General features: G+C 58.6%; 25 protein-coding genes and 1 pseudogene. 10 read left to right on the top strand and 16 right to left on the bottom strand.

Annotated features, from left to right (window positions below; genetic code table 11):
• Position 1: 1 nt before the first annotated feature.
• Both ACX3P1_RS22080 and ACX3P1_RS22075 read left to right on the top strand, forming a co-directional pair.
• A complete protein-coding gene (locus tag ACX3P1_RS22080) occupies positions 2–571 on the top strand; it encodes a radical SAM protein (protein WP_459081753.1) in 570 nt (189 codons plus the stop codon).
• A 124-nt stretch (positions 572–695) separates the two neighbouring features.
• The gene (locus tag ACX3P1_RS22075) at positions 696–1,073 is read left to right on the top strand and encodes a hypothetical protein (RefSeq protein WP_459081752.1); all 378 of its coding nucleotides are present in this window, start codon (positions 696–698) and stop codon (positions 1,071–1,073) included.
• A gap of 73 nt (positions 1,074–1,146) precedes the next feature.
• On the opposite strand, the gene ACX3P1_RS22070 is transcribed toward ACX3P1_RS22075, so the two are convergent.
• The 5 genes from ACX3P1_RS22070 to ACX3P1_RS22050 all read right to left on the bottom strand — a co-directional run bounded on the left by ACX3P1_RS22070 (position 1,147) and on the right by ACX3P1_RS22050 (position 4,509).
• Entirely contained in the window at positions 1,147–1,422 is a 276-nt protein-coding gene (locus tag ACX3P1_RS22070) for a DUF2249 domain-containing protein (protein WP_459081751.1), read from the bottom strand.
• Positions 1,423–1,748: 326 nt separating this feature from the next.
• Positions 1,749–2,333, bottom strand: coding sequence for a UbiX family flavin prenyltransferase (locus tag ACX3P1_RS22065; RefSeq protein ID WP_459081750.1), 585 nt, complete (start codon positions 2,331–2,333; stop codon positions 1,749–1,751).
• Positions 2,330–3,838 (bottom strand): UbiD family decarboxylase, encoded by a 1,509-nt coding sequence (locus ACX3P1_RS22060; protein ID WP_459081749.1) that lies wholly within the window; start codon positions 3,836–3,838, stop codon positions 2,330–2,332. Before ACX3P1_RS22060 ends, ACX3P1_RS22065 begins: the two co-directional genes overlap by 4 nt.
• A gap of 166 nt (positions 3,839–4,004) precedes the next feature.
• Positions 4,005–4,289, bottom strand: a complete 285-nt coding sequence (locus ACX3P1_RS22055) for a DUF6455 family protein (protein ID WP_459081748.1) — start codon at positions 4,287–4,289, stop codon at positions 4,005–4,007.
• A 52-nt stretch (positions 4,290–4,341) separates the two neighbouring features.
• Positions 4,342–4,509 carry a hypothetical protein gene (locus ACX3P1_RS22050; protein WP_459081747.1) on the bottom strand — a complete coding sequence of 56 codons (168 nt, stop codon included), beginning with the start codon at positions 4,507–4,509 and terminating at the stop codon, positions 4,342–4,344.
• A gap of 57 nt (positions 4,510–4,566) precedes the next feature.
• Here ACX3P1_RS22050 and ubiT point away from each other — a divergent pair, with 57 nt between their 5' ends.
• Genes ubiT through mog form a run of 4 tightly spaced genes read left to right on the top strand, consistent with a single transcriptional unit; the run spans position 4,567 to position 7,577 of the window.
• Entirely contained in the window at positions 4,567–5,112 is a 546-nt protein-coding gene (ubiT, locus tag ACX3P1_RS22045) for a ubiquinone anaerobic biosynthesis accessory factor UbiT (protein WP_459081746.1), read from the top strand.
• A gap of 14 nt (positions 5,113–5,126) precedes the next feature.
• Positions 5,127–6,110 (top strand): ubiquinone anaerobic biosynthesis protein UbiU, encoded by a 984-nt coding sequence (gene ubiU, locus ACX3P1_RS22040; protein WP_459081779.1) that lies wholly within the window; start codon positions 5,127–5,129, stop codon positions 6,108–6,110.
• Positions 6,111–6,114: 4 nt separating this feature from the next.
• On the top strand, positions 6,115–7,014 hold the full coding sequence (ubiV, locus tag ACX3P1_RS22035; RefSeq protein ID WP_459081745.1) for a ubiquinone anaerobic biosynthesis protein UbiV: 900 nt from the start codon (positions 6,115–6,117) through the stop codon (positions 7,012–7,014).
• Positions 7,015–7,028: 14 nt separating this feature from the next.
• Positions 7,029–7,577 (top strand): molybdopterin adenylyltransferase, encoded by a 549-nt coding sequence (gene mog / locus ACX3P1_RS22030; RefSeq protein ID WP_459081744.1) that lies wholly within the window; start codon positions 7,029–7,031, stop codon positions 7,575–7,577.
• A 23-nt stretch (positions 7,578–7,600) separates the two neighbouring features.
• Here the strand turns inward: mog and ACX3P1_RS22025 are convergent, their stop codons facing one another.
• Genes ACX3P1_RS22025 through ACX3P1_RS21995 form a run of 7 tightly spaced genes read right to left on the bottom strand, consistent with a single transcriptional unit; the run spans position 7,601 to position 16,517 of the window.
• Positions 7,601–8,581 (bottom strand): FAD:protein FMN transferase, encoded by a 981-nt coding sequence (locus ACX3P1_RS22025; protein ID WP_459081743.1) that lies wholly within the window; start codon positions 8,579–8,581, stop codon positions 7,601–7,603.
• A gap of 21 nt (positions 8,582–8,602) precedes the next feature.
• Positions 8,603–9,145, bottom strand: coding sequence for a nitrous oxide reductase accessory protein NosL (locus ACX3P1_RS22020; protein ID WP_459081742.1), 543 nt, complete (start codon positions 9,143–9,145; stop codon positions 8,603–8,605).
• Positions 9,142–9,972 carry an ABC transporter permease subunit gene (locus tag ACX3P1_RS22015; RefSeq protein WP_459081741.1) on the bottom strand — a complete coding sequence of 277 codons (831 nt, stop codon included), beginning with the start codon at positions 9,970–9,972 and terminating at the stop codon, positions 9,142–9,144. Before ACX3P1_RS22015 ends, ACX3P1_RS22020 begins: the two co-directional genes overlap by 4 nt.
• Positions 9,969–10,886: an ABC transporter ATP-binding protein gene (locus tag ACX3P1_RS22010; protein ID WP_459081740.1), complete on the bottom strand. Its 918-nt coding sequence runs from the start codon at positions 10,884–10,886 to the stop codon at positions 9,969–9,971. The genes ACX3P1_RS22015 and ACX3P1_RS22010 overlap by 4 nt, the downstream gene beginning before the upstream one ends.
• Positions 10,883–12,271, bottom strand: a complete 1,389-nt coding sequence (locus tag ACX3P1_RS22005) for a nitrous oxide reductase family maturation protein NosD (protein WP_459081738.1) — start codon at positions 12,269–12,271, stop codon at positions 10,883–10,885. Before ACX3P1_RS22005 ends, ACX3P1_RS22010 begins: the two co-directional genes overlap by 4 nt.
• Positions 12,272–12,274: 3 nt before the next feature.
• Positions 12,275–14,200, bottom strand: coding sequence for a TAT-dependent nitrous-oxide reductase (gene nosZ, locus ACX3P1_RS22000; protein WP_459081737.1), 1,926 nt, complete (start codon positions 14,198–14,200; stop codon positions 12,275–12,277).
• Positions 14,201–14,225: 25 nt separating this feature from the next.
• Positions 14,226–16,517, bottom strand: a complete 2,292-nt coding sequence (locus tag ACX3P1_RS21995; protein WP_459081736.1) for a 4Fe-4S binding protein — start codon at positions 16,515–16,517, stop codon at positions 14,226–14,228.
• Positions 16,518–16,714: 197 nt separating this feature from the next.
• Between ACX3P1_RS21995 and ACX3P1_RS21990 the strand changes: the two genes are divergently transcribed.
• The 4 genes from ACX3P1_RS21990 (at position 16,715) to ACX3P1_RS21975 (ending at position 20,579) form a co-directional block, all read left to right on the top strand.
• The gene (locus ACX3P1_RS21990) at positions 16,715–17,566 is read left to right on the top strand and encodes a ferritin-like domain-containing protein (RefSeq protein ID WP_459081735.1); all 852 of its coding nucleotides are present in this window, start codon (positions 16,715–16,717) and stop codon (positions 17,564–17,566) included.
• 309 nt (positions 17,567–17,875) lie between these two features.
• A complete protein-coding gene (locus ACX3P1_RS21985; protein ID WP_459081734.1) occupies positions 17,876–18,319 on the top strand; it encodes a pseudoazurin in 444 nt (147 codons plus the stop codon).
• A gap of 105 nt (positions 18,320–18,424) precedes the next feature.
• Positions 18,425–19,657 (top strand): NnrS family protein, encoded by a 1,233-nt coding sequence (locus tag ACX3P1_RS21980; RefSeq protein ID WP_459081733.1) that lies wholly within the window; start codon positions 18,425–18,427, stop codon positions 19,655–19,657.
• Positions 19,658–19,874: 217 nt separating this feature from the next.
• Positions 19,875–20,579: a Crp/Fnr family transcriptional regulator gene (locus tag ACX3P1_RS21975; RefSeq protein WP_459081732.1), complete on the top strand. Its 705-nt coding sequence runs from the start codon at positions 19,875–19,877 to the stop codon at positions 20,577–20,579.
• Here ACX3P1_RS21975 and ACX3P1_RS21970 read toward each other — a convergent pair.
• The 4 genes and pseudogenes from ACX3P1_RS21970 to ACX3P1_RS21955 all read right to left on the bottom strand — a co-directional run.
• Complete coding sequence (locus tag ACX3P1_RS21970) at positions 20,545–20,775, bottom strand: DUF1858 domain-containing protein (RefSeq protein ID WP_459081778.1); 231 nt, start codon at positions 20,773–20,775, stop codon at positions 20,545–20,547. The two genes, ACX3P1_RS21975 and ACX3P1_RS21970, sit on opposite strands and share 35 nt — an antisense overlap.
• Before the next feature lie 127 nt (positions 20,776–20,902).
• On the bottom strand, positions 20,903–21,418 hold the full coding sequence (locus ACX3P1_RS21965; RefSeq protein WP_459081731.1) for a DUF2249 domain-containing protein: 516 nt from the start codon (positions 21,416–21,418) through the stop codon (positions 20,903–20,905).
• A gap of 28 nt (positions 21,419–21,446) precedes the next feature.
• Entirely contained in the window at positions 21,447–22,772 is a 1,326-nt protein-coding gene (locus ACX3P1_RS21960) for a hypothetical protein (protein WP_459081730.1), read from the bottom strand.
• Positions 22,773–23,544: 772 nt separating this feature from the next.
• Positions 23,545–23,904, bottom strand: a pseudogene (locus tag ACX3P1_RS21955) (IS701 family transposase); the annotation flags it as partial.

Genomic DNA, 23,904 nt, shown 5'->3' with positions numbered 1-23,904 from the left:
TTTGCCCTCGGTCGACGCTGACATTTACACCAGCTGGTTGTCCAATATTCCACACAGTGAACCCGCTTCGCTCTATCTGCACGTCCCCTTCTGCCGTTCGATGTGCAGATATTGCGGCTGCCACACTAAGATCACGACGAAGGATCAGCCAATCATTGATTATCTGGGATTGGTGCGGCACGAGATCCGTGGGGTCGCAGAAATCGCAGTGCAACCGCTGCGGGTAGAGAAAATACATTTCGGGGGCGGCACTCCCACCTTCATCGAGCCGGCCGAATTTGTCGCGCTGACTGATCTTCTGCGTGACTGCAACAAATTTTCGAATACGACGGAAATGGCGGTCGAGATCGATCCGCGCACTCTCACAATCGAAATGGCCGGGGCGTTGGGTGGCGTCGGGATCGGTCGCGGCATGAAAACAACCGGATCCGCCTTGGCCAAGCGCCAAATTGTCTCAGCAGGCCGGATCATCACCTCGGTGAACTGCGATATAGAAACCTATCATCGAAGATTAGAGAAATGCCATTGGACGCTAATAATATTTGCGCCAGCGCAAACTGACGGCGGTTGAAGGGAATATAATAAGACCGAGCTTCCGAAGGGTTGGCATCGTCGCGCCTTCGACCTGAGGCGGTTAACATTGGGCGTCATCATACAACGACGGCAAATAAGTGCTGTCTCGCGGAGGTCGAGAAATGTCCGCTATCGAATCATGGCAAGGCGACAATCACAGTGCTCCGCGCACTAAAGAGATAGAAGTTGTTGCGCGGCTGGCTGCCGTCATAAAGGATGCACAACTGGATTGTGAGTGTCGTTCTGATCTCAATGATACACTAACACGTTTCACGATTCTGGAGCGCAACCGCTCTGCACATGAATACCTCTTCGGGGCTCGTGACCAGCGTGTTAAAATCGAGGTAATGCTTTCCTTCCTTAAGGACCTTGATGAATTGGAGCTAACTGAACCGGATCGAACTGTTTATGTGGAACTCGCGCTCTTGTTCGAAGATATAGAGAACGCTGCCAAGGTAGGGGCCAATTCGATGCGACAGCTATTTACGGCCGCTTCCTAAGCTTCAAGCGGATATCTGTCGGCTATACGGAATATTGAAATACTTCTCGGGCGGCATGGCTTCGTTGGTCGTATTATTCACCGTTTCGCGGAGTGGCTGGTTTGCCGATCTTGATCTGCCAAAGCCGTGGCCCCCGCCGACGACAGGTCCAACGATGTTCTTCACCAAAGAACCCGGCGAACGAACGCCTGAGACGTGTCAGCTTGAAGTCGCAGATCGCCCGGAAAGACTGGCCAGGTCGAAGCCCATCGAACATTGACAATATAGCGGACTGCGTCTTCGCAGCTGGAAGCCTGCGGACATCGTACGTTGGCGCGCCCCCTGTCCGACGTCCGACGAACCATTTCACATATCCTCATTCAGGAATGAGAAGACCATAGTCGATCGGCACTCTCTTTGTGGAAGGACAAAGTCACGAAGTTCGAGACAAGATAGGCTGAGTGTTTAGCTTGGCGCAGGTAACGTCCAATGGAGACTGACAGAGCACAAAGGGAGCTGAGCGTGATACGTATGATGGCCTGGCATCCTGTCACATTTTTTGCCTTCATCCCGACCACGCCTCCGCAGGACGAGACAACTAGGCGGCAAACTCATGCTGTCGATCGAGAGCATTCGTCGCTTGCCTTAGTGCGACGCTTAGTGCGCGGGATCAAAGGAAAGCGAGAAGAATAAAGGTTATCCAGCGACTGTATCGTGTTCACCCCAACGCGTCATTTGCTGGCCAGGTTCTACGCCGACCCAGTTGACGAGTCGTGCGGCGATCTCGCGGACCATCTCTTCGAGTGACGTTGGTTTGGTGTAGAAAGGCGGCACCGGCGGCGCGATGATCGCACCCATGCGCGCCAGTCTAAGCATTGCATCGAGATGTCCCTCATGGAGAGGTGCCTCGCGTGGCACGATCACCAATCGACGCTTCTCTTTCAGGATAACATCGGCGGCCCTCGTTACAAGATTATCGCCCAGGCCATGTGCGATTGCCGCCAAACTCCGCATGGAGCAGGGTACCACGATCATTCCATGGGTTGCGAACGACCCACTGGCGATGGGGGCCGCCAGATTTTGGCAAGAATGGGTGTAGCTGGCGATTGACTTTAAGCGTTCAAGACCATCGACGCCCAGTTCATGGGCTATCGTCATCGTCGCACCCCGGGAGACGACAAGATGAGTTTCCACTTCCGCCTTGGAGAGTTGGCGAACTGTTTCCATTGCCAGAACGGCACCTGACGCTCCAGTGACGCCGACTATGATCCTGTTTGTCATTCCTGCTCCATGATAAGCGCTTCAGGAAATAATTCATTCCAGCGTTTTGTGATTTGTTCTTCGATATGAGTCGACATTTTCAACTTTTCTCCCCATTCGCGGTTGGTCTCGGCACCAATCTTGCGGGTTGCGTCGAAACCAATCTTTCCTCCAAGACCTTCGAGTGGAGACGCGAAGTCAAGCTGGTCGATCGGGGTCCGGTCGATCTGCATCAGATCGCGTGACGGGTCCATACGCGTGGCAAGCGCCCACATCACGTCCGGCCACGAACGAATATCGATGTCGTCGTCGACTACGATGAGTATCTTGGTCATGGAGAATTGCGGCAGCATCGACCAAAAGCCCATCATTGTCCGCCGGGCTTGCCCGGCATATTTCTTGGCGATCGAGATGACTGCGATCCTGTAGGAGCAGGCTTCGGGCGGAAGCCAGACGTCGAGGATTTCGGGAATCTGCTGGCGCAAAAGCGGTTTGAATACCTCGAGCAATGCCGAGCCCAACACGGACGGTTCATCGGGGGCGCGTCCGGTGAAGGTGGTTAAGTAGGTCGGACGATCCCGGAAGCGCATGCATTTGAGCTTGAAGACCGGGTAATGCTCGGGCGCATTGTAATATCCGGTATGATCGCCAAACGGCCCTTCCAGCGCGGTTTCGGTTGGAGAAACGGTGCCTTCGAGGACGATCTCGGCGCTCGTTGGCACATGCAGCATGATACTTCGGCACGGCGCGACTCCGGCACGCTGACTGTTAATCATGCCTGACAGCGCCAGTTCAGACACGCCTTCCGGCGCCGGCATGACCGAGGCAATCATTGTCGCCGGATCCGCGCCGATGACTACGGCTACGGGCATCTCCAGGTTACGTGCACACCATTGTCGATGGTGAACTGCGCCACCTCGCATCGGTAGCCAGCGTATAATGGCGCGGTCGCGATCAATCACCTGCATGCGATAAATGCCCAGATTGTAGGCATTCGGATCGTCGTCGCCGGGCGATCTCGTCACCACTACTGGCCACGTAATGAGAGGGCCAGCGTCATTTGGCCAACAGGTCTGGACGGGCAATAGCGAAAAGTCTGGACCTATGTCGCTCCACTCCCGCGGCGCGGCGCCGATCTTCGTCCGCGCCCAAAACGCGCTGCGAGCAGCAGGCAGCAAATTTTGAGCTTGGCGCAGGTTCTGTGGCGGTCGAGGTGACCGCAGCCAGGCAAGCAGCGTCCCGAGCGCTTCGAGACTTTCGACGTCAGTGCCAAGTCCCCAAGCCACACGTTCGGCTGTGCCGAACAGGTTTGTCACTACTGGCAGGCTTGACGGGGCACCCCGCTCATCCAATGCCTGCGTCAGTCGAAGCGCTGGGCCGCCGGCTGCGATCACCCGGCGATGCAGCTCCGTAATCTCCAGTTGCATCGAGACAGGCGTGGTGATCGTCCTGAGATCGCCCTTGCCTTCCAGATAGGACAGAAACTGACCAAGGCTGGCAAACTTGGGAAGACGGCGCTGATACATAGAAGATTCCGCACCGGTCCGATCACCGGTATGCGCCTATGCCATAACCGTTGAACGGCGACGTTGAGATTGCGCAAAGAGGATGACGAGAACGGTCGGGGTCGTACTTCCCATCCATACGTCGGATATCGTATGCGCGTTACCGGAACGGCGCCGCGTGAGGTAATCATTCCGCTCGTCCGCATTCCTCGAAGAATGCGGCGTTCGGGCAGAATTGCGCCAGATCGGATGGCTCGGCGCGCTGTTCCAACCAATCTCTGCACCGGCGGTGCGACAGGCAGGCACGACAAGCATCACGCGCATCGGCAATGGCTGCGCCGCCCGATCTGCGCGCAGCGGTGGTGATATCCACATCCAGCCGCTTCATGACCAGATCCATGTGGACGACTTGTCGCCAGACGATATTCGTCTGCGGCCAGCGGGGCTCACAAGATCGCACGATATTCTCCATGCGCCCTTTGGATCGAACCGACCCTTCAGCGCTAACTCTATTTGAAAATTCGTCATGGCTGGATGTGGCTCGTCGCCGCGCCTTCGCCTGTGTCCTGAAACAGGCTGATTTGGTCTCGGACACCGGACATGAATACGTAGCCATCCGAAAGGCCGTCATTGAATGTGCCGAAGCGGACTCCATTGCCGGAAAATTCTCGTTGCCGTTTGATCAGGCGCAAACTTCCCGCCTTCACATCTGCCTATGATGAACTACCCATGACCAATTGGAGGGCAGGATGACAGTTGAGCGCGACGAGACCAATCTGGCGACATTGGCTCGGCGTCTTCTGCCGCCATTCTCCGGGCTGCCACTGGGACCGTTGCTGACACTATCGTTGCGCTCTTTGGCCAGGCGTAGGCCACAGCTGTTCGAGCGCCTGGGCGAGCATCGCACTGCTCGATATCTGATCGACCCCACCGACCTTCCCTTCGCCTTCTGTGTAGTCCCCGACGGACGCTTGTCACGCGTGAGCGTTGCGCGAAAGAGCGGAAACGAGCCATCCGACGTTGTCATTCGCGGCCCGATCCTCATGCTGTTAGGCATTCTCGACGGGACTTTGGACGGAGATGCATTGTTCTTCCACCGCACTATCTCGGTCAGCGGCCGGACCGAAGCGGTGGTTGCCCTGCGTAACGCCATTGAGGACGCCGAGCTTCGTCCCTCCGATCTGCTCGGACTCAGCGGTCTGCTCGGCCGTCTTGCTGACGCAGGCATTCTTGGCAGTCTAGGTGCTGCCCGGCATCTGGCCGACACTTCAGTACGCGAGGCGAGGCCGGCATGACGGAAACGCAAAGAATGGAACTCGTCTGTCCAGCTGGCACACCAGCAACGCTACGGGCAGCGGTCCAAGCTGGCGCTGATGCCGTCTATTGCGGCTTCCGCGACGAAACCAATGCAAGAAATTTTCCGGGTCTCAATTTCTCTCCGCAAGAGCTAGCCGAAGGCGTTCGCTTTGCGCACGGCCACGGCAGCAAGGTGCTGGTCGCCATCAACACCTTTGCACGTGCTGGCGATACAGGGCCGTGGCAAAGAGCAGCGGATACAGCTGCTGCCTCCGGCGCAGATGCCGTCATCGCCGCTGATATTGCAGTGCTCGACCATATGGCGAGAAACCATCCCAAGACGCGCCTTCATCTGTCTGTTCAGGCGGCTGCCGCGACACCCGAATCGATCGGTTTCTATGCCGAGGCATTTGGCGTCCGCCGTGTCGTGTTGCCGCGCGTACTTTCGGTACAAGAGATCACTACCCTTAACCGGGCCATCAAGGTGGAGACGGAAGCATTCGTGTTTGGTGGCCTCTGCGTCATGATGGAAGGACGCTGTCATCTTTCCTCTTTTGCCACGGGGAGATCGCCAAACCTCAATGGCGTATGCTCGCCGCCCGAAGCGGTGAGCTATGTCGAGGATAGCGATGGTACGACCGCGCAGTTGTCCGGTTTCACCATCGACCGCTATGAGGCTGGCGAACCAACGGGCTACCCAACCCTGTGTAAGGGTAGGTTCAAGGCCGGTGACAAGACCGGCTACCTGTTTGAGGATCCCATCAGCCTCAATGCCGGAAGTATGATCCTGGCTCTAAAGACGGCTGGTATCACTGCCCTGAAGATCGAAGGGCGCCAGCGCGGCAAGGGGTACATCACTGCGGTCGTACGTGCATTCAGGAAGGCGGTGGACGCCGCCGAAAAGGGCCTCGACCCGACCGAAATCGATGCCGTTCTCGCTAGTATGGCCGAGGGCGGCCGGCAGACGACTGGCGCTTACCGCAAGATCTGGAGGTAGGACAGTGGCATCGATCGCGTTGACGTTAGGCCCCCTATTCTTCCATTGGCCCGCGGAAAGGTTGAAGAATTTCTATTTTCGGATCGCCGACGAGGCGCCGGTGGACCGCGTTCATGTCAGCGAGGTCGTCTGCAGCAAACGAATGCCTTTCTCGGACCCTGTCTGGCCGGAGGTTATCGAGCGCCTGGAACGGGGCGGCAAGGAGGTGGTGCTTTCCACGCTGGCCGTCCCCACCACCGTTCGGGAACGCCGCGCGATCGAGGAACTGTGCGGGGACGAACGCCTGGTCGAGATCAATGATATCACGGCCCTGCCCGCACGCTCCGGCAAACCTTTCGTGGCTGGTCCATTCGTGAATGTCTACAATGAGGCAACGGCGCAATTCCTTATCCGTCACGGCGCGCGTACTATCTGCCCGCCCGTCGAGCTATCCTTGGCTACCATCGGCACGATCGCCACCGCCTGTACGCAAGCTGAGTTCGAAATTTTCGCTTTCGGCCGGTTGCCGCTCGCGCTTTCCGGACGTTGCTATCATGCGCGACTTCACGGACTGCACAAAGACTCCTGCCAGTTCACCTGCGAACAGGATCCCGACGGCCTCGTCGTCGAGACGCTCGATGACCAGTCCTTCCTGGCTATTAACGGAGTACAAACCCTGTCTGCGCAGGTGCAGGCGGTCCTTGTCGATCCGACGGAATTCGCCGAACGCAACATCCGCCGCCTGCGACTATCCCCTCATGGCTGCGACATGGTCGAGGTAGCTAGAATCTACAGAGAGCTTGCCGAGGGACATCAGGATCCAGATAGCGCTCGCTTCCTGCTATCTTGCCTCGATCTGCCGGGGACCCTTGTGGACGGTTATTCCAGAGGCGTAGCCGGCGCGCAGGCGGCCATGCCGGCCTGAGGAGAAAGCTAAATATGACGCGGATCGCCATCGTTAGCGTTTCGGACCGCGCCAGCCGCGGCGAATATCAAGATCTCGGTGGACCGGCCATCGAGCGTTGGCTTCGCCGGGCCGTGGCTACGCCGTTCGACTTCATCTTTACGCTGGTCCCTGATGGTGTGGAAAGCGTCCGCAACGTTCTTATAAGGCTTTGCGACGGTCATGGCGTCGATCTCATTCTGACGACCGGGGGAACCGGCCCGTCGCCGCGCGACCTGACGCCCGAGGCGATGCACCTGGTCATCGCTAAGGAGTTGCCCGGGTTTGGGGAACTCATGAGGCAGGCGAGCTTAAAAGAGGTTCCGACTGCGATCCTCTCCCGCCAAACCGCTGGCATACGCGGCCGCACGCTGATCATAAACCTACCCGGAAAGCCCTCCGCCATCGACGTGTGCCTCGACGCCGTGTTTCCGGCCGTTCCTTATTGCCTAGAACTGATCGGCGCCGGACGTATAGAGTTGACGCCTCCAAAACGCGACTACATCGGGCCTGCCGTTTTAGCGGGAGCCGCCACTACCTCCTGATTGAGGCGGCGAACATCACGGCATCATACTCCGATACGTGTCCACTGCCCAGCTTGCGACATGACATGGGCCTCTGTATCTGCGAGAGAGTGAATGGTGGTCGAGATGGTCTGCGCGTCCATCAGATTTAAGGCGGTAGAGAGCGCGTCGGCCAACGTGGCCTCCCTCGCAACCACGGTAGTGCTGGCATATCGCTGCGGTGTCATCCCACTGCGCGGGTCGATGATGTGGCTGAACCGCGCGCCCGAATCGAAGCAAAAACCGAACGGGCTTGAGGTGGCGATCGCTCTGTCTTCCACCTCCAGCACCCTTAGAACAGCGCCCGAGTGCATCGGGTCGGCAATGCCGATGCGCCATGGTCGGTCTCCCGGCGCCGAGCCGATAGCTCGGCTTTCGCCCATGTCCACCATCGAGCGCTCGATGCCAGAAGCCTTTAGCAGATCGACCACCCGGTCGGTGACGTAGCCCTGCGCGATGCCGTTAAGCGTAAGCGCCGAGCCGGGCGTCGGTAGCTCAATGCGATCCAGCGACCAGATCACCTGGTCAAGCCCGACGCGGCCAAGGCAGTCTTGAACGATGTTCGGAGACGGCCCGGTTATAGGTGCGCCCGGCGTCGAGAAATGGCGTTGATAAGCGATCCATAGCGGCTGCACCGTCGGGTCGAAGGCACCATTGGTGAGCGCCCAGATATCTCGACTTCTTTCCAGTATGTCCACCATTTCCTTCGGTGGGGTAACGAGAAAGCGCTGTCGATTGAGCAGCGTAAGGTCGGAATCCTCCCGATAGAGACTGAAAATCCGTTCCAGGCGTCGCACCTCGGAAACGACTTCATCCACGAGTCTCAGCGCCTTGATACGGTCCGAATGATGGATAACGAGCGAGGCCTGCGCGCCCATGGCCTCGCCCTGCCACGTCACCGCCTCGGGCGACGCCCGGCTGTGTAGCGGAAGCAAGGCCATGCCGGCGGCGGCGGCACTTATGCCGATCACACGGCGTCGGGTCACTCTGTCAGCCATCATCTCACCTCAGTCGCTCTGGCCACCGCCGGGTGCCGGCGCTTCACCGCCTATGCCCTGCTGCTCTAATATGTAATCGCGTGGAATGTCGTTGAATTGCACGATCTTGCCGCCACGGTCCTTCGCGAAGCCGAGCGCCGCCTCCTCGGAGGAGAAGGGCACGGCCTCCGCCGTTCCCATGCCACCCCTGGCGTCGCTATAGATAACGAAGAAAGCCTTGCGGGCATCGACCCAATTGTTGGCGCCTGGCGCGGCCCAGTTCGTGGCCCTGGCCATGTCGGAGACGTAGATCGCCCTGATATCCTTCGGCTCCTCCGGCAGCATGGTGAAGGCAATGGTGTCGCGGGCGGAGGAGAACCAGATCGGCTCATCATATTTGGCGAGGATGACCTGGCCCTTGGGGCCGGCATGTTCGAGGATGTTCATCCCACAATAGCGGCCCATCGCTTCCTCCGTCATGGCGAAGGGCGCGGGCGGCGCCTCTGCCTCGCGCTGACAGGCAGTGAGCGCCAGCAAAGCGGCCAGCAGGATCGTGCCGAAACGCAACCTCACAGCGTCCTCCTCGAAAAGGCGAGTGTGGCGAGCGCCATCGGTGCCGCCACCCATGCAGCCAGCGTAGCAGTCAGTATCGCGGGCTCCAGCGCGGCATTGCCGAGCATGCCTGCCATGCCGGACGCCGCTGCAATATCGGCCGAGCCGGAAAGATTGAGTATCCGGTAGGCGTCGGTTGGATTGAGCAGGAGCAGCGCATCCAGTACGCCCGCAGTAACGAAACGCCCCTTGTCGGCGACCAGCACGCCGAGCAGCGCCATGTCGTAGAGTACGACGAAGAGGAGCCAAATACCGATGGCGATGCCGCCGGCAGTACCGCGGTCGCGGACCAGCGCGCTGATCAGATAGCCGATCGATACGAAGACGGCACCTAGAAGCACCGAGGAGACCGTCATCGTGGCAAAGGCGGTCCAGCTTCCGCTTCCGGTCACCTTTCCGGTCGTAGCCAGTGCCAGCGCGGCAAGCCCATAGCCCACGAAAGTGGCGAAGGTCAGTATGGCGAGATGGCCAAGGAACTTGCCGAAAAGCACCTGCCAGCGTCGAACCGGGTAGCTGAGCAGCAAGGTCATGGTACCGCGCTCGATCTCGCCGACGATGGCGTCGTGCGAGATGAGCAACGAAATCAGCGGCACGATGAAGATGGTGAGGCTGGCGAGGCTGATCACAACCACGTCGAGTGCCCCGGCACCCACGCTGCCGGTGGGCGCGCTGCCGAGGAAGGTCAAAGTGAGCGCAAGCGCGGCAAGCAGCGTAGTGGCCGCAAGTACCCAGCGGTTGCGCATTCCCTCCCGTATCTCCTTGGAGGCCATCAACATGATCGTCTTCATATGGCAGACCTCTTCGCAAGGAAATGGGCATAGAGTTCGTCGAGACCCGGCGGCACCATGTCGAGATCTTCGAAGGGTGCTTCCTCGCCCGCGGCCCGGCGCAGGAAGGCGGTCTTGTCCTCCGGAGTGGCGTCCATCTCGACGATATGGCCGTTGACCTGCCTGAGCCCAACTGGGTTGCCCATCCAGTCCCTGAGGCGCTGGGCGCCACCCTCGGCTGTCTTGAGGCGGATTTTAGTCGGCAGGCGTGCGATGTTGCGCAACTCGTCCAGGGAACCATCGGCGATCTTATTGCCCTCGTTCAGGATTACGACGCGGCTGGCATTGCCTTCCAGTTCGTTGAGCGCATGGGAGGACAAAAGGACGGTCGCCCCCGCCGCCCGCATATTGCGCAAAATGCCATAGAACTGCTGGCGTAACTCCGGATCAAGCCCGGTGGTCGGCTCGTCAAGCAGCAGTACTGCGGGGGTGCCGATCATGGCCTGCGCCAAGCCCAATCGTTGGCGCATGCCTTTCGAATAGGTGCCAATGCGCCGATCGGCGGCATGGTCGAGACCGATCCGTTCCAGAAGGACATCTTCCGAACCCGGCTTGCCGCCCTTGAGCCGGACATAAAAGCGCAACGTTTCGCGCCCAGTAAGGGCGGTATTGAATGACACGTTCTCCGGCAGATAACCCAACCGCTTACGCACGGAAGTATCGCCGGCGGCCGGGTCCTGGCCCAGAACGACAACTGAGCCGGCGGTAGGCAGCGCAAGCCCGAGCATCAGCTTGATGAGCGTGGTCTTGCCAGCGCCGTTGTGGCCGACGAGGGCAATTATCTCGCTCTCTCCCGCCGCGAAGGAGACGTTGTCCACCGCCTTGACCTTACCATAGTGCCGGGCGACCGATTTCAGTTCCACATTTAGGCTCATGGCAGCTCCGTTCCCTGCAAACCGGCAGGCTTCATCAGGGGATAGCTATCGACCACGCCTCCGGGAAATACGGTCGGGAAGCGCGCCTGTGCCCAGCGGATCACCTGCACCGCCGGACTGTTGACCAGCGCCTTGGCTGCCGGAGCCTCCCATAACACCTTGTCGATAACGTCGTTGGGCCGGTAGGGGTTATCGGCGATGCCGTCGCCATCGAGATCGAAGGCTGGGTTATCGCTCCAGAAATTGCCGCGACCGCCGCTTGACCAGTCCAAAGACCGGGTGCCTACATATTTGACTTGGTTGCGGTTGCGCACGAAGGCATTGCCGGTCATGGCGTTGCCTTCCGAGCCGGCGGTAAAATGCACCCCAATCTCGCAGCCCTTGAACAGGTTGTCGCTGAAGCGGTTCTTGTTGGCGTTATAGATGAAGACGCATTTTTCAGGGCCGATGCGTGTGTTCTGGCTTGGCGGCGTGGGCAAGGTACCACCGTCGGCAGCCGACACGTCTGAATCGACAGCGAAGCGCTGGCCGTTGCTGGTCCAGCGGCCGATCGGTTGCGGGCCGCCGCGGACGACGTTGCCACTGATTTCCGAGCCATTGGCGTAGTTGAACAGCAGGCCATTGTCACGGTCCCCATCAGACAGGTTGCCGGTGACAGTGAGCCGGTTGGAATACATGATGGCATAGCCGACGATGTTCCCAACCGAGGAATTGTCGGCGATGACGCTATTGTTCGTGTACATATAGTGCACGGCGAAGCGCAGATTGCGGAAGCTGTTGCCCCTGAATTCGTTGTTCTTGCTGCTGACGGCAAATATGCCGTCGCGACCGAAGCTGATCCGATTATCGAGAACCTTGGCGCCCGGCGCGTTCCAGACCGAAACGCCATTTCCCGCCCGGTTGGTGCGTCCCTCGCGCAGCCCTTCAATGCGGTTGTTGCGCGCAACCGCGTCGCGTGATCCGTGTAGATAGATGCCGTAGAGATTACCGACAATGCTGTTGTCCTCGATCCGTGCGCCCGATGCGGCCTCCGTGGCAAACACTCCCGCATCCATCGCCTCGAGATCGGTCCCGGACCCACGGATTTCGAGGCCTCTAACCGTGGTGTCGGCAGCGCGGATCGTAACGACGTTGCCGAGCCCATCGCCTCGAACGATCGCGCCCGGTTCGCCTTCCAGCGCTAGCGGCTTGACGATGGTGATCGGCCCACGATGTTCACCAGAGCCCAGATGCAGGACGTCGCCGGGTGCGGCAGCATCGACCACCACCTGCAAGGGGATGTCGCCCGGCGGCACGGCGATCTCGAGCGCAAGCGCTGTGGTGCCGGAAAAGGCGGCGAGAGCCGCCGCCATTCCCATCGTGGCTATGTTGAGGGGACGGAACACGTCCTAGACGCCTCGCGGCTCTACGAACATGCGGCCCTGCATCTCCATGTGCATGGCGTGGCAGAACCACGAGCAGTAGTACCAGTAAACGCCTGGCTTGCTCGCGATGAACGTCACCGACGCTGTGGCTTGGGGTGCAACCTCAATGTTGATGCCGTAGTTGACGATCGCGAATCCGTGGGTGAGATCCTCCACTTCGTCGATGTTGGTGACATAAACGGTAACTTCATCGCCCTGCTTGACGCCGAAACTTTCCAACCCGAAGGCCGGCGCCGAGGACGTCATGTAGACACGAACCTTGTTACCGTCACGGATGACCTCGCAATCCATCATCAGGTCGATTCCGTCGGCCGCAGCCTGCTTGACGGCATCAGCGAAGAATGGATCGGCCCGGTCCCAGATGCTGACCGGATTGATCTTCGAGCGATGGACGAGGGTGGCATCATGCGGTTCGGCGAAGCTCGGGCCGTCATGCACCAGCACCATCTGGTCGCCGGAAATATCGATCAACTGGTCGTTCTCCGGCTTCAGCGGGCCGACATTGAGATAGCGGTCCTTGGAGAACTTGTTCAGCGAGATCAGCCACTTGCCGTCGGCCTCCTTGGTCTGCCCCATGGAGGTGTGATTGTGGCCTGGCTGATAGTGGACGTCGAGCTTCTGGCGGATCGGATCTATCGCCTCACCCGCGAAGGAACGCTTTGCGTCCTCGATGTTCCACTTACAGATTTGGCTGTCGATGAATAGCGTAGTGTAAGCATTGCCACGGCCGTCATAGGCCGTGTGCAACGGCCCGAGTCCCAGTTCCGGCTCCGCCACTACCGTGTCGCGCGGCTTGATCTTGTCGTCGAAAAGATCATCGAACTTGCGCACGTCGAACACCGTCACGGTAGGCGAAAGCTTACCGTTGGCTACCACATGGATTCCGTCGGGAGCGGTGTTGATGCCGTGCGGGCTGTTCGGCACAGGTACGTAGCGGGTGTAAGGGGAGCCGTGGCGCCCATCGATGACCGGCACGCCACCCATCTCCTTGTAGTCGCCCTTCTTTATCGCCTCCTCAATGCGCTTGAGGTTAAAGATAACAACCCAGTCCTGCTCCTTAGCCATCATTTCCGCGAGCGTGACGCCTTCTTCGGAATTGTAACAGGTGGAGAAGGCATATTTTCCCTGATAGTCGGCATCGACATTGTCGAGATTGCCGTCGACCATCACCTGCCAGGCGACCTTCATCGTGTCGCCGTCCACGGCGCTGAAGATGGAATGGTATTGCTTGCTGTCGTCCAGGATCTTGCCGTCGTTGGGGATCGGCACGCGATCTTCGCCGTTGCAGAACACATAGCCGGTCCTGGGGTATTTTTGAACGCGAAGGCCGTGCACCGTGTGCTGGTTCGGCAGCTGGATAATCTTGTCGCATTTCATGACGTCGAGACGGATGCGGGCGACGCGCGTGTTGGCCTTGTCGTTGACGAACAGATATCGGCCGTCATAACTGCCGTCCGTGAAGGACAGATGCGGATGGTGGAGATCACCATTGAGATAGATGCCGCCGCGGTCCTTCAAGAACTCCGTCGTTTCCGGCAACAACCCCTCCGTCAGTATCTTGCGGCTTTCGTTCGTCTCGCCCCAGCCGGTGGCGCTGCACCGGTTGAAGACCGGGATTCGCATCAATTCACGCATCGACGGCGCACCGACGATGCGGACTTCTCCGCACTGGCCGCTGGAGAAGAACACGTAATATTCGTCCAGTTCGCCGGGCTTGACCTCGAACTCCAGCTCGCCCTTTTCGTCAGCGGCGGCGGGCGAAACAACACCACCGTTCAGTGCCAGCGTCCCACCGACGCCGGCCGCCCCGACGGCGGCCATCGCCGCCGTCGTACCCAACAATTGGCGTCTGCTCAGGATCGTCTTCTTGTCCTGTTCTTCCTGCGACATGCTTCGTCTCCTTCTGGTTGGCGTGTCAGCCTGTTGCGCTGGTGTCGGATCTGGGCGCCGCTATTGGCGCGCCCTTGTGCGTGATGACCGGTGGGTTGGCAGGGCCCTTGCCCCGTGTTGAGGGTGAGGACAGAGCCTCGAACTTCTCGCGCTTCAGCCGCACCTGGATCATGTGCGGGCAGCGGTGATCATCGTGGTAGAGTTCCTGGCAATGCATGCAGTAGATGCATTCATTGACGTTGATCTCCCCTTCGGGATGGATCGCCTGGACCGGGCATTCCTTGGCGCAGCGCTGGCAGGGTGAGCCGCATTCGGGATAGCGCTTTAGCCATTCGAACATGCGGATACGGCCGGGAATGGCGAGAGCGGCACCCAGAGGGCACAGATACCGGCAGTAAAAGCGCTCAATGAAGAGGCCCGCCGCCAGTAGTGTCAGCGCGAAGATCACAAAGGGCCATTCGCGGGCGAATTTCAGGATGATCGCCGTCTTGAAGGGCTCGATCTCAGCATAGGTTTCGGCCAGTGCGACGGAATAGAACGACAAGCCGAACAGTCCGAGGAAAATCACGTACTTGATTGGCCACAGGCGTTCATGCAGACCGAAGGGCAGCTTGATCTGCGGCACCTTCAGCCATTGGGCAAGGTTGTTGGTCAGTTCCTGCAAAGCGCCGAATGGGCAAAGCCAACCGCAAAAGGGCCCTCTACCCCAGAACAGTAGACCCACGGCCACCGCGGCCCACAAAACGAAGATGAGCGGCGCGGCGAGAAAGAACTCCCAGTTGAAGTCTGTGACCAGGGAATTGATAAAGGTCAGTACGTTGACTACGGACAATTGCGCATTTGCGTACCATCCCAGCCAAACGAGGGTGAACAGCAGATAGCCGCGCCGCACCCAGGCAAAAAGACGCGGGCGCCGCACCAGCCAGTTTTGGAAGAAGAAGATTGCGGTCAGCACGAGAAGCGCGACGACGGTGATGCCAATCTCCACCGTGTTCAGCTTCCATATTCTCACCCACAGAGGCTCATCGTCGCTGAAACCCTGGGCAGAGGATTCGGCAGCACCCGATGCGGCCGCGTCAGGCTTAGCCGCTTCGGCTGGCTGCGCGGATTGCGGCGCGGCAGCGGCTACGGGCACCGCCTTCAGGTAGCGGTCCGGCAAGGTGTAGCCAAGATTAAAGGGCAGTGTCGCCTTATCGCGCGCACCGAAGCTGCGCTGGACGAGCAGTTGCAGGTCCCATGGCTCGGAAAGATCAAGCGGGAACTCGTCCGGCACGGTGAACAATGCGATCTCGCGCAGGTGTGGCGCGCCTTCCGCAGCGATGTCGCCGATACGCGTGTGATTGCGGTCGCGAAATCGTACGCCCTGGCCGTCCTGCATCAGTTCGATGCGGTCGAATATGCCGCCGCGCACATAACCGGAACCCTTGAAGGAATAGGCGCCGTCCCCGGCTACCAAGATGGCCTGCTGGTTCGGCTTGAGCGCCTTTCGCAATCGGTCGTAGCCGACGTCGCCCAGAAGACTGCGGCCTATCGTCGGCACGCTGACGGGCGCGACAAAGAGGTCGATAAAGCGGTCGCCCGGATTGACTGTCTCGGGGCGTTCGGCGGCCTGCGTGCGGCCGGCGTCGGTGAAAGCCTTCGTCACTTCACCGACGGTGAGCCGCAGGCTACGCACCGATCCATCGCCGACCAACGTATCCCAGTTGCGGACTTCCGAGATCGCGGGGTCAACGGCCTTGATAGGGGCGGCAACGGAGGCCTCGGCTGCGGCTCTTCCCGCGCCACCGAGACGACCGCTACGGATCAGCTTGACCGCAGAACGCACGACGCTGTCGCTCATCACCAGCACGGTGACCGTCGCGCCGCTGACGATATCGACCTGCGGAAGCGGTTCCTGCCCTGTAGCGACCTTGCCGAGGTCCTTGCCGACCAGTGAATTGAGCGCGGCCACGACCTTCGCCTGCGGGATGCCGATGAGGACGATCGGCTCCTTGTGCTCGACCAGCTTGATGCCGCGAACGATACCGCTGGGATCGATACCAACCAGGATTCGGATAGGCTTTCCGGAATAGCCCACCGCACTGCCGTAGTTGGTATTGAGATAGGCATAGCCAACCGTCTTGCCGTCAGACAACAGCGTCGCAAGCGGCGGGGTTCCTGTCATCTCACCGTAAGCGTCGGCGCCAGAAATCAGCTCGCTCGGCTTGGTGCTCGACAGGAAATCGCCAAGCGTCTCGGCGGAATTTGCCTGAACTACTGTAAAGGCAAGACACATCAACACCGCCGCAGCGCGCAGAAAGACGAACAGCAATTCCATCGCTTCGGACGAGGCAACTGACTGCCTTCTTCGTAAGGAAATGCATGCTGACATCGGCACCTTTCTCCAGGCTCTTTCGAAATTTTGCCTGCCGGGCGCACATGTCCGTGATTTGGCCGCACATTTCTTTGATCGAACGCAAACGAAAATGCCGGGAGCACATATATGGTTCAGCGTGGAACTGGAGATGACGTCCGATGATACGCCTGACATCCGATCCGTCGGTGCCGATACGGTCGATGGATGAACTCCTGGCTATCGCGTTGGTGATGGAGAAGGATTCCGCTGACAGATATACGGATTTGGCCGAGCGCATGCGTGGAGCCGGCCAGCAGGAACTTGCCGACGTCTTCGAGCGGTTAGTTTATGAAGAGCACAGCCACATGGAAATGGTTGTGCGTTGGTCGAAGCAAATTCGTCAGCATCCCGCTGAACCCTTACCGGTAGAAGAGGTACCGCCGGGTATATTCGACGAAGAAGGCCTCGGACTTATCTCTCCTGAACTGGTGGACGCCTACCGTTCTTTGGCGATCGCTGTCCGCAATGAGGAGCGTGCATTCGCGTTCTGGTCTTATGTCGCCGCCCATGGCGAAACGCTCGAAATCCGGGAAGCTGCCGAAAGAATGGCGCGAGAAGAGCTGGAGCATGCCAAAATTCTCAGGCGTGAACGGCGAAAGGCCTTCTTCGAAGGGCGCCAGCGTGGGCAAACGATTAGGGAGTCCTACGACTTGGCCAAACTTGAGTTAGAGGTTTGTAAGCATCTCGAGGAATGCGCGGAAATGGACAAGACGCGAAATGAATTTCGAGACTTGGCGCTGGAAGCGCGGACGCTCTCCCTCGATCTCGCATCGGACCCGCTGCAGGATCCGGCACCCATTGGCCCGCCGCCTCCCCGGTCCTTGGATGCGTTGTGCGAATGGCTCGCGGACTACTATCTCGAGGCCGGCGAGACCCTACTTTCGCAAGCATCACGCGATCGCGCTCAGGAGCTTGCTACTATTGCCATCAAGCGCCTAGCTATCATCCGGAGTTTCACGAAAGCCGGATAACGGCCGGTGCGCCCATAGGGGATTTCGGTCGCCGCATGCAGGGTGTCAATCGGAAAGCGATGGACGGCTATCGGCTCTACCTGCACAAGCGTGTGCGCCGGCTTACAGCTGAATACCCTTCTCATAATGTTGACTTTGCTGGCATGGGCGCCGAGCCATAATTGCTCAGGCAGCGTGGGTTATTATTGAAGACCGCAGCATGGGCCTAGCGCGTTTCCTTCGAAACTTGCGTTATCGCAAAGTTGACAGTTCAACTCCTATATAGAAGCGAGCGACGATGGAATCGTTTTAAAACAGAAAGACATGTAAATGAGACACCCTACCTTTATCGCTCTGACTTTCGCTGTCCTGATGGCAGCCAGCGGCGCGCATGCTGCCGACCATCAGGTACAGATGCTCAACAAGGGCGAGCACGGCGTTATGGTCTTCCAGCCAAACTTTGTCAAAGCAGCCCCAGGTGACACGGTCACCTTCGTTCCTACGGACAAAGGTCATGATGCTGCGAGCATTAACGGCATGATTCCGGAAGGTGCACAGGCCTTCAAGGGCGAGATCAGCAAGCCGATCACCGTCACACTCGACAAGGAAGGCGTCTACGGGATCAAATGTGTGCCTCACTACGGTATGGGAATGGTGGCGTTGATCGTGGTAGGCAAACCAGCGAATCTTGAGCAGGCTAAAACCGTCAAGCAGCCGGGCAAGGCAAAGGCCGCCTTTGCCGAACTGTTCTCCAAGGTCTCAGCCGGCAATTAAGCCAGATCCAAAAAATCGCCGCCGGCGCTAAGCGGACTCGCACATTCGCCTAACGCCGGCATCACTCTGTGCCTCAATACTAGTCAGATCGGAATATTGAACGATATGGCGATCCCGCGCACGAAGCCGGGCAATTATCCGGCGGTCCTTTCCTATGGCTTTCGACCTTTTTTCCTAGCCGGAACGCTTTACGCAGGAATATCAATCCTATTCTGGCTGCCTTTGCTCTATGGCCGAATCGACACGGAAAGCGCATTCACGCCGGTGGATTGGCATATTCATGAAATGATCTTCGGCTACGTGGCCGCAGTGATAACGGGTTTCCTTCTCACCTCCATACCCAACTGGACGGGACGGTTGCCTGTTCAGGGCATTCCTGTTCTAGCGCTTGTCCTTCTGTGGCTAGCAGGGCGCTTCGCGGTATTTTTCTCGGGTGAGATCGGCTGGATCGCTGCTGCGGCGATTGACGGCGCTTTCTTGCTCGCCGTAGCGGCGGTCGCAGCCATCGAAATCATCGCAGGCCGGAACTGGCGCAATCTCAAGGTGCTTGGCCCGGTGACGGTGCTGTTTGCAGCTAATCTCCTGTTTCACCTCGAGGCTCATTACGACGGGACTTCAAATGTCAGCCGGCGGCTGGCCATCGGCGCAATTGTGCTGCTGATCATGATCATAGGCGGGCGCATTATTCCAAGCTTCACCCGCAATTGGCTTGTGCGAGAAAATCCCGGCCGGCTCCCCATCCCTTTTGCCCGCTTTGATGTGGTGACCATTGTCCTTTCGGCGCTCGCGCTGGCCGGCTGGTCTTTCCTTCCGGAACACGACGGCATTGGCGCACTACTAATCGCGGCTTCCGCCCTGAATATCGTGCGGCTTGGCCGATGGGCGGGTTACCGCACATGGCGCGATCCGTTAGCGCTGATCCTGCATCTGGCTTTCGTCTTCATACCAGTTGGGCTGCTGCTAGCCGGGCTCGCCACGATCTTCCCTCAAACGGTACCGGCCGCGGCCGGCCTTCATGCATTTGGCGTTGGCGCGGTCGGCTGCATGACACTTGCCGTCATGGTGCGCGCAACGCTGGGGCACACTGGCCGCGACTTGCGGGCGGGGCCGGACGGTTGCTTTGTCTTCGCAGCAATCCTGCTAGCCGCCATCCTTCGTATCTGCGCCGCGTTTCATCCTGGCCAGTCGGCTCTCCTATACGGATCAGCGGCCGCATGGACGGCGGCATTCCTTGGTTTTGTTCTGCTGTATGGTCCAATGCTACTACGACCGCGTCTCCGTCAAGGCCAGAAAGACCTCCGTATACTCGGACGGTTACTGCCCATCAAAAGGTCCTGAGCCCACGGTATCAGTGGTCGCCGATATCAGCACCAAAATTCCAGGACTGGCCTACGGCCATCAAGGATGACAAGATCGGTATCCGAACGTCTTGCAATTATCCCGGGGAAAAAAGCCGCAGAGTGAGCAACTTGCCGCGAATGGGTTGCATGTGGCATTGTTCTCTCGGCAAATGCGCTAGTTCGAGCATGAAGCCAGAAGGGCCAGGAAGGTAACCATGAGCCGTCTCGACCGCTCGCTGATCGCCGATCTTTCGACGTTCCAGGGCCTTACCCCAGATGAACTCGATGGGTTTATCATCCATGCTCGTTCGTTACGTATTGCAAAGGGCGAGGCAGTGTTTGAACAGGAGCAGGCAGCGCATTCATTCTTCATCCTGCTTGATGGCCACGTCCGCGTTGTGAAGACTACTCCCGAGGGACGGACGGTTATCGTGCGCTATATTAGCCCAGGTGAGCTGATGGGTATCGCTCGGGCGCTTGGTCGCACCACCTATCCGGCCAGTGCCATTGCAGCAATGGACTGCGTCGCGCTTGCCTGGCCTAGCCATCTGTGGTCTGAATTCGCTGCTGCATTCCCAAACTTTGGCGCTAACACCTACAGGACTGTAGGGGACCGCTTGCAGGATGCTCATACACGTGTGGTCGAAATGTCGACCGAACAGGTGAATCGGCGCGTCGCTCACGCGCTGCTCAAGCTCGTGAGCCAGACAGGCAAGCAGACCGAGCACGGCATCCAGATAGATTTTCCAATTTCTCGTCAAGACATTGCTGAGATGACGGGCACGACCCTGCACACGGTCAGCCGTTTAATGACCGCGTGGGAAGCCAGCGGGCTCGTGAAGAGCCGGCGACAGAAAGTGACCGTGGTTGAACCACATCGCTTGCTCATGCTCGCCGAAGGTCGCCTGGAGATGGCTTAATTACCTTCGATCTCTTGCAAGACGAGATTACGGCTTCCAGTTCTTGGCGCAACTGCGTCTCATCAAGTCCGTGCTCCCTGGCGGCATCTGAAACCGTATGAAAGGAAGCTACCGGACAACCGACACACAGCATATGATTGCGTAGGATCACGCGGATGGTTGGCGGCCATCTGCGCATGACCTCGTCAATGGTCATTTCGTCAGTGAGTGGAGAGTCCATCTCGCGATCCATATCTCGGACGCGAATAATCTAGACGTTCTGCGAGAGAAGTTCCTTGTGGAATGGCAAACTGCCAATAGGAGCCTCGTCTGACGTCTGCGAATCACCCACGTCGGATCGTCACACGGTAGTGCCCCTCAGGCTCGAAGGCGCCACGCCAACGATAGCCACGAGCTTCCAATTCTTCAAATAGAAACAATGGCTCGCGCGGCAGGAGTGCCGCTAGCGTCTGGCCGGGCAAAAGCGCCTCGACTCCTTCCAGCGTTCGGACCATCGGTTCGGGTGGATCAAGATCACGATTATCGAGTTCCGTGATTGGTTCTGGCCAAGCATCGTCTGTAGACACAGTGCCTATGGGCTCCTTCAGCTCTCCGGTAGACTGCACGGATTGCACGACAGGCGTGAAAATAACTTCCCAATCTCCGCCGCCGATCTCACGGGCCGACGGCTCGAATCCCCGCTTGCCCAGCAACTGGAACAGCGGAACCGGCTTGAACGTGGCAAGCAGCCGCAGGCTCTGGCCTGGCGCCAGCGCGGCAACAGCTTCCATAATAGCTCCGAAGGGCTCGCCTCCTTCACGAAGGAGCGGACGAACATCGAGATCGTAATGGGAAGTCATGGAGTCTCTCCACAATAGATAGTTGGCATCAGCGCAAGGCGGGCAAGAACAGTCGCGGCCGTGATGTGTCATCGGGCAGGCGTCGATCAGGTGTGACATTGTGGAGACGGCGCGTAAGAATGAGCTCCGTAACGATGGTCAGCGTGGCGAGGAGCGTCGCTGCAACCGCAAAGCGAAATAGTCCGGGCGCTTCCGCAAGCAACGCCCCAGTGCCAGCCAGCACGCCGAGAAAATAGAGTGCGAACCAGATCCAATCGCGCTTTTCGACGACGAGGTCCTGTACACGCGGTGTCGGTTTGCGCCCCATCACCGGGCCGTAGCACTCCAGCCAAGTCAGGAAAGGCACGATCTTGTAAAGTTGCGAAAGCCCAAGTCCCGATAGCCAGCCGAAGGCGACCAGATAGAGCAACGCTCCAATGTGGCGTTCCAGAGTTCCGCTGGTTACCAGAATGATCAGCAGAGCCACAGATAAGACGAGAGACAGGAAGGCTCCTTGGGCAGAGCGGCTGTTCAGTTCGATGACACGCCTCTTGCGGTGACGGTAGAAGAACGCAAGATCAATCCCGTAGAAGACAAGGGATGCGAGACAAAGCAAAATAGCTACCGTCTCCACCGGGTAAGCGTCATCAAGTCCTGCATTATAAAAAACATGCGTCAGAGGCGCGAATGCGATTATAGCCAACGCAACAACGCCACTCCACCAGACCGCGCGGCCGCTGGCGCGCTCCTTGTCTGGCGACAGCATAAACATAGGAAGGAGCCGATATGAGACGCCGATCGCCGTGAAGCTCAGCCATCCGCCGAGCCCTATTGCGATATGGACTGGAAGGGCATGATTTCGGAAATCAAAGCCAGCCAACTGAGGCAAATAGCCCGATAGCAGCAATGCGAACAATGCGCCAAGGGTAGCGGTAACCAAGACGCAAACCAGCCCTATCGCGACAAAGCGCGCCGGAAGCGGCAGATGACCACCCCAGAGTGTTGCGGCCAGCACTCCTACGGCCAATAGAAAACCGGCCGGAAGAAGCATGGCGGCGAGCGCAAGCAGCGGTATTTCGCCATCGAATACACCAGAAAGCTTCAGGAATCCCGCTAGAAGACAAGCAATTCCTCCCAGCAGACAAAACAGTGTGGGCAACACCAAAGCTTCGCCGCGCAACGGTCGCGCGACCAATACCGGCACGAACTGGAATAGGGCACCGCATATCAGCAGGCTGAGCCAACCGATCGTCACCATGTGTACGACAATGAGAGTTTCCGGTGCCTCGACCGGTACTCCCGGAAAGCCATAACCGGCTACCATCAAGATCTGCGCCGCAACAAAAAACGTTACCGCCGCCGCGAAGTAGGTCATTGTCCAGCGTGAAAGCGATGAGCCCATCATGAGCACCACTGACGCATGGCAGGCGTGCTACTGTCGCACAGTAGCCCTAGGATAGAATCCGATAATAGCCTGAAAATACCCATCGTTCGCCTGAGATGCTCCCTGTCAAGTCGTTCTCGGGATAATGGTATCGAATTGACCGGCAGACTGTTTGTGCTGGCTCAAACCCGATGCAGAATCGGCGATCGCGCAGGCTCAGATACTCAAGCGCTACCGGAAGATAGTCCGGAAGTTCGGGTGCGGTGGTTCGAAGCCGGCCCGTCGTAAAGCTACTTGGGATCGACCATGGCTTGCCCACGGTCGCGGCCGTCACCATGCAGATGATTCGAACAGATGCAGCGACAGCGCCCGCTCGCAGTCGAACAGATCGTCATAGCGCTCCTCATCTGCTAGAAGTTCGCCACGGCTAAGTTCGTTGATAAAGTCGAGGAGTCTCCGGCGCGCCTACGAGCGGTGAATATCGAATGATATCAGCGGTCTCGGGCAGGGCCTGCCGCATTTCACGTGACAGATAGGAAAATAGCACGCTGAAAGCCTCGAAGATGAGCATCACCGTCCTTCTCACGTATCCAATGGTCTGACCGGCGTCAGCTTGTGACAGCCCATCTTGCCACCAAACAGGTTTGAATGCGACGGCCCGAAATCGCAACCCGGACCAGCTTCGCCGGCCACTCCGGCCGTAGCGCCATGACCCATCATGCACTAACATTAAACTCGGATCACCTTAGCTCGACTTTGTACATTATGCGGCGAAGCAAAGGGCCTGGGCCATTCGGAAAAGACGACTGGGAGGTATTTTATGCATGTCCGGGTTTGACGGGCAGTATGGATAAAGATCATCGCTCCACAGAACGAGACGCACTGCGCCGATCGCGTCTGAGAATGCCGCTGCGTATGGCTGAGTGTTTTGGCCGAGGAGATCACCGGCCCACAGTGTCACGAGACTATAGAGCGCCAAGAGTGAAGGCGTCGTTCGCATGATGGCGTTATCATTCCACTGGCGTTGGGTCTCTACTCCAAGATGGGCGCGTGTCTCGCCGAACGTCACTTCAATTTGCCAGCGTCGAACAAAGAAGGCGATGATCTGGGTCGGGTCAAGGTC

This window comes from Mesorhizobium sp. A623, from assembly GCF_054489405.1.
Note: the sequence above shows the minus strand (reverse complement) of the source record. Positions and strands in the feature narration are given on the sequence as shown.

What these genes read in the sequence shown, in the direction of transcription:
- ACX3P1_RS22075 (WP_459081752.1), top strand. Translation starts at nt 696, where the DNA reads ATGTCCGCTATCGAATCATGGCAAGGCGACAATCACAGTGCTCCGCGC.
- ACX3P1_RS22065 (WP_459081750.1), bottom strand. Translation starts at nt 2,333, where the DNA reads ATGACAAACAGGATCATAGTCGGCGTCACTGGAGCGTCAGGTGCCGTT.
- ACX3P1_RS22060 (WP_459081749.1), bottom strand. Translation starts at nt 3,838, where the DNA reads ATGTATCAGCGCCGTCTTCCCAAGTTTGCCAGCCTTGGTCAGTTTCTG.
- ACX3P1_RS22055 (WP_459081748.1), bottom strand. Translation starts at nt 4,289, where the DNA reads ATGGAGAATATCGTGCGATCTTGTGAGCCCCGCTGGCCGCAGACGAAT.
- ubiT (WP_459081746.1), top strand. Translation starts at nt 4,567, where the DNA reads ATGACAGTTGAGCGCGACGAGACCAATCTGGCGACATTGGCTCGGCGT.
- ubiU (WP_459081779.1), top strand. Translation starts at nt 5,127, where the DNA reads ATGGAACTCGTCTGTCCAGCTGGCACACCAGCAACGCTACGGGCAGCG.
- mog (WP_459081744.1), top strand. Translation starts at nt 7,029, where the DNA reads ATGACGCGGATCGCCATCGTTAGCGTTTCGGACCGCGCCAGCCGCGGC.
- ACX3P1_RS22015 (WP_459081741.1), bottom strand. Translation starts at nt 9,972, where the DNA reads ATGAAGACGATCATGTTGATGGCCTCCAAGGAGATACGGGAGGGAATG.
- ACX3P1_RS22010 (WP_459081740.1), bottom strand. Translation starts at nt 10,886, where the DNA reads ATGAGCCTAAATGTGGAACTGAAATCGGTCGCCCGGCACTATGGTAAG.
- nosZ (WP_459081737.1), bottom strand. Translation starts at nt 14,200, where the DNA reads ATGTCGCAGGAAGAACAGGACAAGAAGACGATCCTGAGCAGACGCCAA.
- ACX3P1_RS21995 (WP_459081736.1), bottom strand. Translation starts at nt 16,517, where the DNA reads ATGGAATTGCTGTTCGTCTTTCTGCGCGCTGCGGCGGTGTTGATGTGT.
- ACX3P1_RS21990 (WP_459081735.1), top strand. Translation starts at nt 16,715, where the DNA reads ATGATACGCCTGACATCCGATCCGTCGGTGCCGATACGGTCGATGGAT.
- ACX3P1_RS21985 (WP_459081734.1), top strand. Translation starts at nt 17,876, where the DNA reads ATGAGACACCCTACCTTTATCGCTCTGACTTTCGCTGTCCTGATGGCA.
- ACX3P1_RS21980 (WP_459081733.1), top strand. Translation starts at nt 18,425, where the DNA reads ATGGCGATCCCGCGCACGAAGCCGGGCAATTATCCGGCGGTCCTTTCC.
- ACX3P1_RS21975 (WP_459081732.1), top strand. Translation starts at nt 19,875, where the DNA reads ATGAGCCGTCTCGACCGCTCGCTGATCGCCGATCTTTCGACGTTCCAG.
- ACX3P1_RS21970 (WP_459081778.1), bottom strand. Translation starts at nt 20,775, where the DNA reads ATGACCATTGACGAGGTCATGCGCAGATGGCCGCCAACCATCCGCGTG.
- ACX3P1_RS21965 (WP_459081731.1), bottom strand. Translation starts at nt 21,418, where the DNA reads ATGACTTCCCATTACGATCTCGATGTTCGTCCGCTCCTTCGTGAAGGA.
- ACX3P1_RS21960 (WP_459081730.1), bottom strand. Translation starts at nt 22,772, where the DNA reads ATGACCTACTTCGCGGCGGCGGTAACGTTTTTTGTTGCGGCGCAGATC.